The organism is Rhodanobacter sp. FW510-R10, assembly GCF_058781105.1.
The window spans coordinates 1,088,231-1,102,547 of sequence record NZ_JBYSWL010000001.1; the positions used below are offsets into that span (position 1 = coordinate 1,088,231).

The 14,317-nt window shown below is 65.8% G+C and carries 13 protein-coding genes; 11 read left to right on the forward strand and 2 right to left on the reverse strand.

Annotated elements, in window-relative coordinates:
- Nucleotides 1-104: 104 nt before the first annotated feature.
- Both AC3WJB_RS04500 and AC3WJB_RS04505 read right to left on the reverse strand, forming a co-directional pair.
- Nucleotides 105-1,292 (reverse strand): LysM peptidoglycan-binding domain-containing protein, encoded by a 1,188-nt coding sequence (locus tag AC3WJB_RS04500; RefSeq protein ID WP_492679127.1) that lies wholly within the window; start codon nucleotides 1,290-1,292, stop codon nucleotides 105-107.
- Between the two features lie 140 nt (nucleotides 1,293-1,432).
- Entirely contained in the window at nucleotides 1,433-2,713 is a 1,281-nt protein-coding gene (locus AC3WJB_RS04505; RefSeq protein ID WP_492683066.1) for a Do family serine endopeptidase, read from the reverse strand.
- Between the two features lie 533 nt (nucleotides 2,714-3,246).
- On the opposite strand from AC3WJB_RS04505, the gene AC3WJB_RS04510 reads away from it, so the two are divergent.
- From AC3WJB_RS04510 to AC3WJB_RS04560, 11 genes are all read left to right on the forward strand, one after another.
- Nucleotides 3,247-5,421 (forward strand): adenosylcobalamin-dependent ribonucleoside-diphosphate reductase, encoded by a 2,175-nt coding sequence (locus tag AC3WJB_RS04510; RefSeq protein WP_492679129.1) that lies wholly within the window; start codon nucleotides 3,247-3,249, stop codon nucleotides 5,419-5,421.
- A 292-nt stretch (nucleotides 5,422-5,713) separates the two neighbouring features.
- Complete coding sequence (locus AC3WJB_RS04515) at nucleotides 5,714-6,460, forward strand: TSCPD domain-containing protein (protein ID WP_492679131.1); 747 nt, start codon at nucleotides 5,714-5,716, stop codon at nucleotides 6,458-6,460.
- A gap of 241 nt (nucleotides 6,461-6,701) precedes the next feature.
- Nucleotides 6,702-7,913, forward strand: a complete 1,212-nt coding sequence (locus tag AC3WJB_RS04520; protein WP_492679133.1) for a M20 family metallopeptidase — start codon at nucleotides 6,702-6,704, stop codon at nucleotides 7,911-7,913.
- Nucleotides 7,914-7,941: 28 nt separating this feature from the next.
- Nucleotides 7,942-8,199, forward strand: a complete 258-nt coding sequence (locus AC3WJB_RS04525) for a hypothetical protein (RefSeq protein ID WP_492679135.1) — start codon at nucleotides 7,942-7,944, stop codon at nucleotides 8,197-8,199.
- Between the two features lie 138 nt (nucleotides 8,200-8,337).
- On the forward strand, nucleotides 8,338-8,910 hold the full coding sequence (locus AC3WJB_RS04530) for an NADPH-dependent FMN reductase (protein WP_492679137.1): 573 nt from the start codon (nucleotides 8,338-8,340) through the stop codon (nucleotides 8,908-8,910).
- A gap of 56 nt (nucleotides 8,911-8,966) precedes the next feature.
- Nucleotides 8,967-9,596: a short chain dehydrogenase gene (locus tag AC3WJB_RS04535; protein ID WP_492683068.1), complete on the forward strand. Its 630-nt coding sequence runs from the start codon at nucleotides 8,967-8,969 to the stop codon at nucleotides 9,594-9,596.
- 76 nt (nucleotides 9,597-9,672) lie between these two features.
- Entirely contained in the window at nucleotides 9,673-9,906 is a 234-nt protein-coding gene (locus AC3WJB_RS04540; RefSeq protein ID WP_492679139.1) for a hypothetical protein, read from the forward strand.
- Nucleotides 9,907-9,968: 62 nt separating this feature from the next.
- The gene (locus AC3WJB_RS04545; protein WP_492679141.1) at nucleotides 9,969-10,109 is read left to right on the forward strand and encodes a hypothetical protein; all 141 of its coding nucleotides are present in this window, start codon (nucleotides 9,969-9,971) and stop codon (nucleotides 10,107-10,109) included.
- Between the two features lie 37 nt (nucleotides 10,110-10,146).
- The gene (locus tag AC3WJB_RS04550; RefSeq protein ID WP_492679143.1) at nucleotides 10,147-10,683 is read left to right on the forward strand and encodes a DUF924 family protein; all 537 of its coding nucleotides are present in this window, start codon (nucleotides 10,147-10,149) and stop codon (nucleotides 10,681-10,683) included.
- A gap of 129 nt (nucleotides 10,684-10,812) precedes the next feature.
- Nucleotides 10,813-11,286, forward strand: a complete 474-nt coding sequence (locus AC3WJB_RS04555; RefSeq protein WP_492679145.1) for a cupin domain-containing protein — start codon at nucleotides 10,813-10,815, stop codon at nucleotides 11,284-11,286.
- A gap of 82 nt (nucleotides 11,287-11,368) precedes the next feature.
- Nucleotides 11,369-14,098, forward strand: a complete 2,730-nt coding sequence (locus AC3WJB_RS04560) for a M1 family metallopeptidase (RefSeq protein WP_492679147.1) — start codon at nucleotides 11,369-11,371, stop codon at nucleotides 14,096-14,098.
- Nucleotides 14,099-14,317: the final 219 nt, after the last annotated feature.

Here is a 14,317-nt window from a genome sequence, read left to right on the forward strand (position 1 = left end):
CGGTGGCGGCCTTCTGACTCCGGGCGCTGCAGCGTGGAGGTGCTACTACCCGTGGTGCAGCCACGCGATGCCGGCTTTCTGGCGAGCGCAAACCCGGTGGCGCGCTATTTGATGCTGATGCGTAGCGATTGCCCGAGCTGCAACCGGTCACTCTTGAGGTGGTTCCATTCGCGCAGCTGTTCGGGGCGCACGGCATGTTTCTTGGCGATCGTCGACAAGGTATCGCCCTTGCCCACGGTATACGTGGCGGCGACGGCCACTGGCGCCGGCTGGGCGGTGCTGCCTGCGCTGGCAATCGCCAGGGCTGTGGGCGCGATGGCTGGTGTTGACGTGGTGCCGGCTGGGGCCGCGGGACGTGGCGCATGCATGTCGATGGCGGCGAGGATGCGCTCGCGGCGCGCAGCGTCCGCCGCCGCCAGCGCTGCGCCATCGGCGTACGGCAGTACCGCACCCTGACGCAAGGCTGCGGCGCCTGGTGCGGAGTTGACGAAGTCGATGAAGGCCTGCGCGTCCGCGGCCTTGCTGCTGCGTGGATTGGTGACCACATACAGCGGGGTGAACAACGGATAGCTGCCGTCGGCAAGGCTTTCAGCGCTCGGGGCGACGCCGTTGATCGACAAGGCTTTCAGCTTTGGCTTGCCCCGGATGTCGGCCAGTGTATCGACGCCCAGTCCGTTCGCGTTGAGTTCGATGCCCTTCTCCAGCATGTGCGTGTTGACGTACAGGCGGGGCGCCGCCACCGGCTGCGTACCACGTCCAAACAGCAGGCTGCGCAAGCTGAATTCGACGCCGTCTTTCGGGCTGGCCACGGCGTAGACGTCGATCGGAGCCGGTTTGCCGCCCACCTCGCTCCAGTTGCTGATCTTGCCGTAGTAGATGTCGTGCACCTGCCGCAGCGTGAGGTTGCTGACCGGGTTGCCGGATTGGGTGACGATCACCAGGGCGTCCCAGGCCACCGGGGTGAAGGTAAGGTTCTGGTCTTCGGGGCTGGCACTGCTGGCGCGTGCGCTGCCGCCGAGGTCGGCCTGGCCACTGGCCACGGCGTCGATGCCCGATGCGGTGTTGAATGGCTGCAGTTCAATCTTGCCGTGTCCGGCACGTTCCCAGGCGCGGGCGACCTTGTCGAAGACGCTCGTTGCGGTCGCCACGTCACCACGCCAGATGAGCGTGGCCTTGGGCGGGGTGGAGGATCGGGACTTCGCCTTGGTGGCGCTGCTGGCGGCGAGACTCGGCGCGCCGAGGCAGAGCCCGGCGAGAGCGGTGCAAATCAAGCTGGCGGAACGAACGGACATGGCGGGCACGGACCTGCGATCAAGAAGTGAAAGGTGCTCCGTGCGCAGCTGACGTGACGTCCATGCCGGTATGCGCCATTAGGATAGGCCATGGTGGCCGATCTGGCATCTGCAGCCGGCGTGGCTGCCGGCGCCGGTCGTCATTGCAGCAACACGTAGCGCGTATTGCCGGCGGCGTCGGCCACCACCAGCACCAGCTGGCGCAAGTGGGTGCCGGCGAGGCCGCGCAGCATGCGCAAACTGGTGATGCGCTGGTTCCCGATGCCGATCAGGACGTCATTGGCGGCGAGGCCGGCGTTCGCGGCGCGGCTACCGTTTTGCACGGCGCTGATCGCGACTCCATACATGCCTTGGCCGCGTTGGCTCTGGCTGAGCTCGGCAAAGCGCACGCCTTGCAGGCGCGGGTCGAGCTGGCCGCCGTCGATCGTGGCGAGCTTTTCCACCTCGAGCCTTGTGCCGACCTGGCGCAGCTTGCCGTCACGCAGCACGCCGAGCTGCACCGTGCTGCCGACGGGGAGCAGGCCCTCGGCATTGCGCAATTCGTCGACGCCGTGCAACGGCTTGCCGTTCAGCGTGGTCAGCACGTCGCCCGGCTGCAGGCCTGCCCGCGCCGCCGGCGAGTCCGCACTGACCCCGGTGACCACGATGCCATTGCGGTTGGCCAGCTTGAGCAGTTGGGCGATGCGTGGCGTGATCGCCTGCACCTGCAGCCCCAGGCTGCCGCGCTGGACCTTGCCATGGGCGATGAGCTGCGCCATGACTTCGCCCGCGAGGTTGCTGGGGATGGCAAAGCCGATGCCGACATTGCCGCCGGATGGCGAGAAGATCATCGAGTTGATGCCGACCAGCTCGCCACGCAGGTTGACGAGTGCGCCGCCGGAGTTGCCAGGGTTGATCGAGGCGTCGGTCTGGATGAAGTTCTGGTAGCCGCCCGAGCCTCCCGCACCGCGCCCCAGGCCAGAACGCCCCAACGCCGAGACGATGCCGGCGGTGACCGTCTCGCTCAGGCCAAACGGCTCGCCCACGGCCACCACGTAGTCGCCCACGCGCAGCTTGGAGGAGTCGGCCAGTGGCAGCGCATGCAGGCTTTCCGCCGGGATCCGCACCACGGCCACGTCGGTGTCTGGGTCGGTGCCGACCAGCTTGCCCTTGAAGCTGCGTCCGTCCTGCAGGGTCACGCTGATGTCGTCGGCGCCTGCCACGACGTGGTTGTTGGTCAGCACGTAGCCCTTGGCGGCATCCACGATCACGCCCGAGCCCAGGCTTTGTTCGACGCGTTCGCGCGGGGCCGGCGGCAAGCCGAAGAACTGCCGCATCATCGGATCGTCGAAATAGCGCTCGGGTACCTGCACCCGCGTCTTGGTGGAGATGTTCACCACCGCGGGAGTGACATGCTCCAGCATCGGCGCCAGGGACGGCATGGGCTGGCCATCGACGGCGGCCGGCAACGCTGCGGCGACCGATTGGGGTGGCCATGTGCCGAGCAGGAGCAAGCCCAGGCTTGCGATCAGGCCCAACGCAAGGCGTGCTGTTCGGTCGGGCATGGCAATCTCCGCATGACAGTGGTGATGTAACGGTTGGCTTGCGTGCGCGGCCGCCACAGCCAAGCCACGCGGACATGGCATCGTCCGCCGCTCGTGTGCCGGGTTTCGTCCGCGCGGAAGGCTGCTGGAGCGCTGGGCACGGGTTTCGACTGCAGCGGTCGCGACAGGTTCCGTGGCCGCCAGTGGCGGCTGTTGCGCTGCTACTTTACATTGTCGGCTGTCCAGGGTTAACTAGAACCTCTGTCGCTTCACACAATATCTTGTGCCTGTGACGGTTTTCTTCAACAAAATCTGGTGATCGTGGTGTGGCGAGACCCTGGGGAAGCGAGGTCGGTCCGCCATGACCACCGCAGATCAAATCACCACATTCCAGTCACCGCAACGGGGCCAGCAGAGCACCCGGAGGTCCAATGAGTACAGTCCGCGCGCCGATCACCCATCCGGATGTCACACCGCTGCCGGGGCGCGGTGCGGCAGTGGAAATTCCATTGCAGCCCGCGTCATACGACATCTGGGACAAGAAGTACCGGCTCAAGGACAAGTCTGGCGTTCCGGTCGACCACACCGTGGAGGAGACCTGGCAGCGCGTGGCGCGCGCCTTGTCCGAGGTGGAGGCCACCCCGGAATTGCGCGAGCACTGGTACCAGCGCTTTTTCTGGGCGCTGCGCCGCGGCGCGATTCCTGCCGGCCGGATCACCTCAAACGCGGGTGCGCTGGCGCACAAGCCGGCCACGTCCACCATCAACTGCACGGTCTCGGGCACGATCCGCGACTCGATGGACAACATCCTGGACAAGGTCCACGAAGCCGGCCTGACCTTGAAGGCCGGTTGCGGCATCGGTTACGAGTTCAGCACGCTGCGCCCGCGTGGTGCCTACGTCTCGGGCGCCGGGGCCTATACCTCGGGCCCCCTCTCGTTCATGGACATCTTCGACAAGATGTGTTTCACCGTGTCCTCGGCTGGCGGCCGGCGCGGCGCGCAGATGGGGACGTTCGACATCAGCCATCCCGACGTCAAGGAATTCATCCGTGTCAAGCGCGAGGACGGCCGACTGCGCCAGTTCAACCTGAGCCTGCTCATCACCGACGGCTTCATGCAGGCGGTGGAAGCCGATGCCGACTGGCCGCTGGTGTTCCCGGTACACGTCAAGGAGCGCGACGAGATCGACCTGGCCGATCCGGCCAAGGTGGTCTGGCGCGAGTGGCCGACGCACGAGAACTACATTGCCCGCGAGGACGGCCTGGTTGCCTGCAAGATCTACCGCACGGTGCGCGCGCGGCACCTGTGGGACCTGATCATGGTGTCCACCTATGACTATGCCGAACCGGGCTTCATCCTGATCGACCGCGTCAACGAGATGAACAACAACTGGTGGTGCGAGCACATCCGCGCCACCAACCCCTGCGGCGAGCAGCCGCTGCCGCCGTACGGCTCCTGCCTGCTGGGCTCGATCAACCTGACCACGTTCGTGCGCGATCCGTTTGGGCCGAAGGCACGTTTCGACTGGGACGAATACCGCGCGGTGGTGAAGGTGTTCACACGCATGCTGGACAACGTGGTGGAGATCAACGGGCTGCCGCTGGCGCAGCAGCGCGACGAGATCCTCTCCAAGCGCCGGCATGGCATGGGCTTCCTCGGCCTGGGCTCGACCCTGACCATGCTCAAGCATCGCTACGGCGGCGCGGAGGCCGTCGCCTTCACCGAGCAGGTGTCGCGGGAGATGGCGCTGGCCGGCTGGGAGACGGCGCTGGAGCTGGCGCAGGAAAAGGGCCCGGCGCCGATCCTGGCGCAGGAGTTCGCGGTGACTGGCGAGATGCTGCGCAAGCGTCCGGAAATGGCCGCCGATGGCTACCGGATTGGCGATGCCGTCCCCGGCCGCGTGCTGCATGCAAAGTACTCGCGCTACATGCAGCGCGTCGCCGCGGTGGCGCCGGAGCTGGTCCAGGCGCTCGCCGAAACCGGCGCGCGCTTCACGCACCACAGCTCGATCGCCCCGACCGGCACGATCTCGCTGTCGCTGGCCAACAACGCCAGCAACGGCATCGAGCCAAGTTTCGCCCACAGCTATTCGCGCAACGTGATCCGCGAAGGCAAGAAGACCAAGGAAAAGGTCGAGGTGCTGAGCTATGAATTGCTCGCCTACCGCGCCTTGATCAACGCCGACGCGACGCCGACCGGCGGCGACGCCGAAAACCAGTTGCCCGACTACTTCGTGGCCGCCGACGACATTGGCCCCAAGGAACACGTGGACATCCAGGCGGCTGCCCAAAAGTGGATCGACTCGTCCATTTCCAAGACTGCGAACGTGCCGACCGACTATCCTTATGAGGATTTCAAGGACATTTATCTCTACGCGTACAGGCAGGGCCTGAAGGGCTGCACCACGTTCCGCTTCAATCCGGCCGCGTTCCAGGGCGTGCTGGTCAAGGAATCCGACCTGGCGAACACGTTGTACCGCTTCGAACTGGCCGACGGCAGCGTGCTCGAGGTCCCCGGCAACGAGGAAGTGGAATATGACGGCGAGACCCACACGGCCGCGAACCTGTTCGATGCCTTGAAGGAAGGCTATTACGGCAAGTTCTGATGCCGGCGTGGCCCGCACCAGTTTCAACCGGAGTCCGGGCGCCCATGGGCACCCGCCACCGGTGTACCAAGGCGGCACAAGTCCGCCCGCAGCAAGCCGCAGGCAATGCGGTTCTCGTGGTCCACTGCCAGCAGGGCGGCGGATTGGCGGGACAGCCTTACGGCTGCCATCGCCGGCCGCCGGCAACACCGGTGGTACTGGCACCCGGCCCGGCACAAGACCGGGCCGGGTGCGTTTTTCCATGCTGTGCCCCCACATTGAAGGGTAGCGGCAACAGTCGAAGACAAATTCCATGACGACCAAGATCAAGCAGAAAATCACTGGCTACAGCGTAGTCACCCCGGCCGAAAAGTCGGCCGCCGCAGCGGTGGCGGACAGCGCGCCGGCGGCGCCGCAGACAGCCCAAGTGATCCAGATGCATGAAAGCCTGGAGCGGCCGGAGACCTTGCTCGGCGTCACCTTCAAGATCAAGTCGCCGCTGTTTGAGCACGCGCTGTACGTCACCTTGAACGACATCGTGCTCAACGCCGGCACGCCGAACGAGCAGCGCCGACCCTTCGAGATCTTCATCAACTCGAAGAACATGGATCATTTCCAGTGGATCGTGGCCCTCACGCGGGTCATGTCCGCGGTATTCCGCAAGGGCGGCGACATTGCCTTCATCGCCGAGGAGATGAAGGCCGTGTTCGATCCGCGTGGCGGCTACTTCAAGGCGGGTGGCGTATACATGCCGTCCATCGTGGCCGAGATTGGTGCAGTGCTGGAGCAGCACCTGACGGACATCGGCATGATGAAGGGCCCGGAGCTCGACGAAGGGCGGCGCCAGCTGATGGCCGAGAAGCGCGCAGCCTACGAGGCGGCGGGCACCAGCACCGAGGCAGGCACGCCTCGCGCCGCTGAAGCCGCCGCAATGGTCACTCCCGCCGCATCCAATTTCCCTGCGGGTTCGCAACTGTGCGGCAAGTGCAACACCTTGGCCATGGTACTCATGGACAACTGCCAGACCTGCCTTAACTGCGGTTATTCCAAGTGCGGCTGAGCTGACGCCGCGCGACACCCCGGTTAATCGTTGCGGCCCGCCGGCGGTCATGCCTCGGCACTGGGGCGCCGCGGCTTTTCACGCGGTCAAAACACTCAGAGGCGTAGTTCTTCCTGCCTTTTAACGATCGTGTTGTCCGCGGCAATAGATGGCGCATGGGCGGTCGGGTCAACGGGAGGCAGCGGGCATGACGGCACAGGCTCGGTCAGCTGGAGCCATTGCATCTGGTGTCGATGGCCTTTTGCCAGACCTGGAAAAGCTCTACACCGGCATCCACTCGCACGCGGAATTGTCCATGCAGGAAACGCGCACGGCCGGCATCGCGGCCGATCGATTGCGCGCGGCTGGATACGATGTCACCACCGGGGTCGGCAAGACGGGTGTGGTCGGCCTGCTGAGGAACGGCGACGGGCCAACCGTGATGCTGCGGGCCGACATGGACGCCTTGCCGATCGCGGAAGCGACCGGCGTCGCTTACGCGAGCAAGGCCACCGCGATCGACCCGGATGGCAAGACCGTGCCGGTCATGCACGCCTGTGGGCACGACATGCACGTCGCTTGGCTGGTTGGTGCGACGACCTTGCTGGCGCAAATGCGAAACACCTGGAAGGGCACGCTGCTGGCGGTATTCCAGCCTGCAGAGGAAACCGCGGCCGGCGCGCAGGCGATGATCGACGATGGACTATTCCTGCACTTCCCGAAACCCGACGTGGTTCTCGGCCAGCACGTCATGGTCGGACCTGCCGGGGCCATAGGCGGACGCACCGGCACGATCACATCGGCCGCGGACAGTTTCCAGATCCGCTTGTTCGGTCGTGGCGCGCATGGCTCGATGCCACAGACCAGCATCGACCCGGTGGTGATGGCGGCGGCGACGGTCATGCGGCTGCAGGGCGTCGTGGCCCGCGAAGTCGCACCCACCGAATCGGCGGTGGTCACCGTCGGTGCGCTCCAGGCCGGCACCAAGGAAAATGTCATCCCGGACGAGGCCGTCATCAAGCTCAACGTGCGCACGTTCGACGCCGGCGTGCGTCAGCGCGTGCTCGCCGCGATCACGCGTATCGTCAACGCCGAAGCGGCCGCTTCGGGCGCCCCGAAGGCGCCCGAGATCACCGCATTGGATCGGTATCCGCTGGTCAGCAATGACGCGGCAGCGACGCAGCGTGTGGTCGAAGCGTTCCGGCAATACTTTCCCCCTGCGCGCATCCGTGAGACCGGCCCGGCTGCGGCGAGCGAGGACTTTGGCTCGTTCGGCGCCGCGTGGGGCGTGCCTTCGGTGTTCTGGTTCGTCGGCGGCACGGATCCCGACACCTACGCGAAGGCGAAGGCGGCAAACCGCATCAACGAGATCCCGAGCAACCACAGCCCGCATTTCCTGCCGGTGCTGCACCCGACCCTGGAGACTGGGGTCGAGACGCTGGTGATCGCGGCGCGGGCGTGGCTCGCGACGTAATCCACTCCTCCATTGACGGTCCTTGCGCATGGAACAGGACGTTGCCCGCATTTTGCTTACCACGCTCGATCTCGGCGGGACGTTCGTATTCGCCATCAGTGGTGCGCTCGCTGCGGTCCGCAACGTCTCGGCCGTCGCTTCGACGATGGTGGGCGGCCTGGCGTGTTTTGCCTTGCGCTACGCCGCGATTCGTCATGGCTGGCATCTGCCGGCTGCGCGGGTGGCCTTGGTCTCGACGCGCGACCTGGATGGAACTGCGCCAAAGCGCGATCACAGGAAGCCTTGAGTGGTCAGGGTCGCCCGCCTGCACGCTTCACGGTCGGATACCGCGGCGGAGCCCGGAACACCGGTCTTCGGCGTCGTACCGGATTGGATCACAGGCTTTTCGTCGCAGCAACAACCCACCGCACCCAAGGAGTCCGTCATGTCCAAGTACAAGGTAGGCTATTTCGTGGGGAGCCTCGCCAAGGCATCGATCAACCGCAAACTGGCGAAGGTGCTGATCAATCTCGCGCCGCCGGAACTGGACATGACGGAAATCCCGTTTGGGGATCTTCCGCTGTACAGCTACGACTACGACGCCGATTACCCGCCGGTCGCGCGCGAGTTCAAGCAGCGGATCGCCGCCACCGACGCCATCCTGTTCGTGACGCCGGAATACAACCGCTCGATTCCCGGCGGCTTGAAAAACGCGATCGACTGGGCCAGTCGTCCGTGGGGCAAGAATTCGTTCACCGGGAAGCCGTGCGCGATCATCGGTACGTCGCCGGGCGCGATCGGCACCGCGGTTGCGCAGCAGAGCCTGCGCGGCGTGCTGTGCTTCTGCAATGCGCCACTCATGAACACGGTCGAGGCCTATATCCAGGCCACACCTGGCCTGATCACGGATGACGGCCAGGTCACGGTCGATACGACCGCCGAGTTTCTGCGCAACTACATGACGGAATTTCGCGCGTTCATCACACGCGTCGAACGCGCGTACCAGGAGAAGGCCTGAGTCGGGACTCGATGATGCGGCAGCGGGAGCCGTCCCCTGCGAGCGTATAGTTCGAGATTGCTGCTGCAGAAGAGGAAGACGCCATGAGAGTCATCGTCGTTGGTGCCACCGGCACCATTGGCGCGGAGGTCGCGAAGGCCCTGGCCGCGAAGCGACATGAAGTCATTGCCGCAAGCCGACATGACGAGATCAAGGTCGACTTGGAGGACGCGGCCTCCATCCGCGGCATGTTCAATGCCGTGGGCGACGCTGACGCAGTTGTCTGTTGTGCCGGCGATGCGACCTTCAGGCCCTTTGCGGAGCTGGATGACGCGGATTATGCGTTGGGCCTGCGCAGCAAGCTCATGGGGCAGGTGGCGCTGGCGCGGATCGCAAAGGACCGACTGCGGGACGGTGGCTCGATCACCCTGACCGCTGGGATCCTTGCGCGCGATCCCATGCCAGGCAGCGCGTCCATTTCGCTGGTCAACGCGGGTCTCGAAGGTTTCACGCGCGCTGCCGCGCTGGAAATGCCGCGACGATTGCGCATCAACGTCGTCAGCCCGCCGTGGGTCAGGGAAACGCTGGTCAAGCTTGGCATGGACGCGACGCCCGGCTTGCCTGCGGTGGACGTGGCCAAGGCTTACGTCAGCGCGGTGGAAGGGACTCAGCAAGGGATGGTGCTCGATCCGCGTTGGCCTGGCTGAGGAATCCTGGCCACATCAAGCCGGTTGGCCGGGACGGGCATGGGTTTACCATGGAGCTTTCCGCGGACCAGGTTCCATGCGCAATTTTGACGACGGCGAGGGTGGCCACTGGCAGGCTGCGCTGATCGAAGGTTCGTTTGGTGACGTGGTGCTGGTGTTTGGGTGCATTGGCGGCGACCAGGTGCTGATGCGCTCCATGGGGACGGAGGCGGCCAATTTCGGCGAGGCGGAGCAGGTGCTGGCGAAGCTCGATGAAGCCGGCTTGCGGGCCATGCTCGCCGAGGCCAAGCCCTGGAGCCAGGGCGGCTGAGCGGGGCATGCCGCCCCGCATCCCACGCTTGCCGACCATTGACCTGCCGCGCGGAAGTTCCCGTGCGCCGAGCTGGATCCATTACCGCTGCCGCTGGCCCGCGGGCTCCCGGTGTGCTGAACATCGACGCGGTCAGCGTGATGCGCGGCAGCCGGCTGGTTCTCGACCGCCCGCGCGACTATGACCAGGCCACGCGGCGTTGAGCGATTCGTCCCCGTCACGGCAAGCCCGGAGCAACCCATGATCGAGGAAGTGCTGAAGTTCTGGTTCGAGGAAATCGATCCTGCGCAGTGGTTTGCCAGCGATCCGGCCTTCGATGCGGAAATCCGGCAGCGCTTCCTGCGCCTGCTGCAAGACACGGCAGAGGGCGAGCAGTATGCGTGGCGCGCCAGTGCGCGCGGCCGTCTCGCGGAAATCATCGTGCTCGACCAGTTCTCGCGGAACGTCCATCGCGGCACGCCGCAGGCCTTTGCCCAGGATCCGATGGCGCTGGTACTGGCCCAGGAGGCGGTGGCTGCTGGCCTGCACCGTGGCCTGGTGCCGGTCGAGCGCGCTTTTTTGCTGATGCCGTACATGCACAGCGAGTCACGCCTGATCCATGTGCAAGCCGAGGCCTTGTTCCGCGAGTTCGCGCCACCGGAGAACTACAAAGCCGAGCTGCGGCATCGGGTCATCATCGAGCGCTTCGGGCGTTACCCGCATCGCAACGAGGTGCTGGGGCGGACCAGCAGCGTCGAAGAGCTGGAATTCCTCAGCCAGCCCGGTTCGAGTTTCTAGCGCGGCCCGGCCTGTCGCTGGGGTCACGCGGGCTCGACGCGGCGAGGGGAGACGGGCGCGGCGCAGCCGCTGCAATCGCCTATACTGATGCGACAACCCCACTCGCCACCTCCGGGACGGAGACCACCGATGCGCCTCAAGACCGCCGCCGCAACCGGCCTGGCCTTCGCGGCCGGACTCCTGCTCTCGCCACTGGCGCAGCACGCGCTGGGCGAGGCACAAGCCCAGGCGCCGGCCGTGCCGGCTCCGCTGCAGCCGGAAGTGATCGACCTGCTCGCGCTGGGACATGCCGATCTGCCTGCGACGTCCAATCGGGAGATGCGCGCCCGCACGCTGGTTGCCACGGCCAGCGGCACGATCGGTATCCAATCCGGCAACGTGGCGAAGCATCGGCATATGCACACCACCGAAATCCAATACATCGTCGCCGGCAGCGGCGCAATGTGGCTCGGCAGCGAACGCCGCGAGTTCAAACCTGGCAGCCTCATCGTCATTCCCGCCGGCACCGCCCATGGCGGCACGCTGGTGCGGGAGGGGCCGGTGAAGGCGCTGGCGATCAAGCTGCCACCGCAACCACGCGGCGACATCGAGTATCTCGATTAGGCGCGCGGAGAGACTTCCGTCACTTGCCTCGGCCAGTTGATCGTGCTGCACTCCAGGGCAGATGACTGGAGAGACCGGAACGATGCGCATGATTCCCGCGATGGTGGTGGCCGGCCTGCTGGCGGTAGCCCTGGTGGCTTGCTCGGGCCCGGAAGCGCCGCCGATGCCGCCATCGGCGGCAACCGCCACCGCGGCGAAATCTGCCGAAGCTCCGCCCTTGACCCGGTTGCCCGATTGGGTCGTGCCCGAGTCCTACGATCTCGCGCTCAAGAGCGACCCTGCGCAATCCGGTTACACCGGCACGGTTCGCATCGGCGTCCAGTTGAAGCAGGCCGCGGACCACCTGTGGCTGCATGGCAAGGACTTGAAGGTCGCGTCAGTCACCGTGACCGATGCCGCGGGCAAGGCGTATGCCGGCAAGTACGACGGCGCGGCATCCAAGGACGCCGAGCGCGCCGGCGTGGCCCGCATCGATTTCGGTGCAACGCTGCAGCCACAAAAACTCGAGCTGGCGATCGACTTCACCGCGCCGTACAACCAGACCCTGCAGGGCTATTACAAGGTCGTATTTGCCGGCGACGCCTACGCCATGACGCAGATGGAGCCGATCAGCGCGCGCTTTGCGTTTCCCAGTTTCGATGAGCCCGGCTTCAAGGCGCCGCTGACGCTGAGCCTCACCATTCCGGATGTGGACCAGGCCGTCGCCAATGCGCCGCAGGCCAGCTCCAAGCCAGCTGGCCAGGGCTGGAAGACGGTGACGTTCGAGGCAACCAAGCCACTGCCAACCTATCTCTACGCCTGGGCGGTCGGGCCCTGGGACATCGTCGATGGCCCGAGCATCCCGGCGAACCAGTGGCGCGCGCAGCCGGTGCCGGTGCGCGGCATTGCCACCAAGGGCAACGGACCGAAGATGGAACGCGCCCTGGCCATGGTGCCCGGCATCATCGAAGCCGAAGAGAAGTACTACGGCTTCGGCTATCCGTTCGGCAAGCTCGATCTCGCTGCGCTCCCGGACTTCTCGGCCGGCGCCATGGAGAACGCCGGACTGGTCACCTACCGCGACTGGCTGTTGCTGCTGGACAAGGATTCGACGCCCGGCGCGGTGCGCAGCACGTTCAGTGTCGAGGCGCATGAGCTGGCCCACCAGTGGACCGGCGACACGGTGACGCTCGATTGGTGGAACGACATCTGGCTCAACGAAGCCTTTGCCACCTGGATGGAACAAAAGGTGACCGAGGAGATCCATCCCGAGTGGCGCGGTGATCTCGAGCGTATCGAGGGCGGGCAGGGTGCGATGCGCAGCGACAGCCTCGTCAGCGCGCGCATGATCCGCCAGCCGATCACCGGCAATGGCGACATCGCGACCGCGTTCGACGGCATCACCTACCAGAAGGGCGCCGCGGTGATCGGCATGTTCGAGCACTTCGTCGGCCCGGACGTGTTCCAGCGCGGCATGCAGGCCTATATCAAGGCACACGCATTCGGCAACGCCAATGCCGATGACCTGGTCGATGCGATTGCCGCAGCCGCCGGCAAGGACGACACGTTCAAGCAGGCGTTCAAGAGTTTCCTCGATCAAAATGGCGTGCCGCTGGTGTCTGCGAAACTGCATTGCGACGGCAAGGCCGGCGCAGTGCTGAACCTGGCGCAAAGCCGCTACCTGCCGCTGGGCTCGGCTGGCGAGGCGGATCGGACCTGGGGTATCCCAGTGTGCGTGCGTTTCCCCAATGGCACGCAGTGCCAGCTCCTGGACAAGAAATCCATGGACATGCACGTCACCGGTGGTCAGTGCCCGGCGTGGTACATGCCCAATGCCGACGGCGAAGGCTATTACCGCTACGCCATGGACAAGGCGGACCGCGCCGCGCTCACCAAGGTCATCGCGCAACGCAGCGATGGCGAGCAATTGGCCTACGCCGATTCCGTGCGCGCCGCGTTCGAGCGTGGCGACCTTGGTGCCGACGAGGTGCTGATGTCGATGCGCGAGCTGGCGCGCTCGAAGGTGCGCCAGGTGGCGTTGGCGCCGCTGGCTACGGTCGCCTGGATTTATGGCCACGAGGCGCAGACCGGCGCGCAACGGGTGGCGGTGCGCAGCGCGGTGGAGCAGGCGTACTCGCCCCGCCTGCAGGCACTCGGCTACCACCGCCGGGCTGGCGAATCGGCGGACGACGCGCTGTTGCGCACCGCGCTGGCGCGTGAGCTCGGCTTGACGTTTGAACTGCCGCGGGTGCGCAGCGCCCTGCTCAAACAGGGGGATGCGGCTTTGCGACTGGGCAAGGACGGCTTGCCAAACCTTGCGGCGGCCGATCCTGACTTGTTGCGTTCGGCGCTGTCCGTGGCGGTGGCCGAGCGCGGCAAGCCGGCCGTGGACGAGCTGATTGCGGCCATTCCCAAGACCACCGACCCGGTGGCGCGCAATGCCATGCTCAGCGCGCTCAGCCACGCGCAAGGTGCCGAGGCGGACGTGGCGCGCAATTTTGCCCTGAGCAAGGACGTGAAGGTCGGTGAAATGCGCATGATTCTCAGCGGCGGCCGCGATACCGTGGCCGAGCGCACGGCGTTGTGGCAATGGTTCACCGGCCACTACGCGCAGATCGTGGCGCGTACCGGTTCATTTGCTGGCGGCCAATTGCCGTCGACTGCGGCCAGCGGCAGCTGTTCAGAGGCCGAGGCGCAGCGCGTGCAAGACTTTTTCCAGCCCAAACTCGGGGATGTCGCCGGGGTCAAGCGGGGCCTGGCGCAAACCCACGAGGCGATCATGTTGTGCAGCGCATTGAAGGCGCGCCAGGACCCGAAGACGATCGCGCCTTGAATCCGGGCGGCAGGCGGTGGCGCTGAGCGGATCCCACTTGGCGCGCCGCGGCGCAACGCCCACTACGGCATCGATGTCTTCGATGGCGCGTCGGCTAATCCGTGGTGGACGGGGGAGCGGGATACAAGCGTGTGTCCTCTGCAATTCGTGACATGGGCAACGTCTTCGCGCGGTGCTGGTGGATGCCGCCAACTGAGCACGTCCGCAGTCGATGCCGTG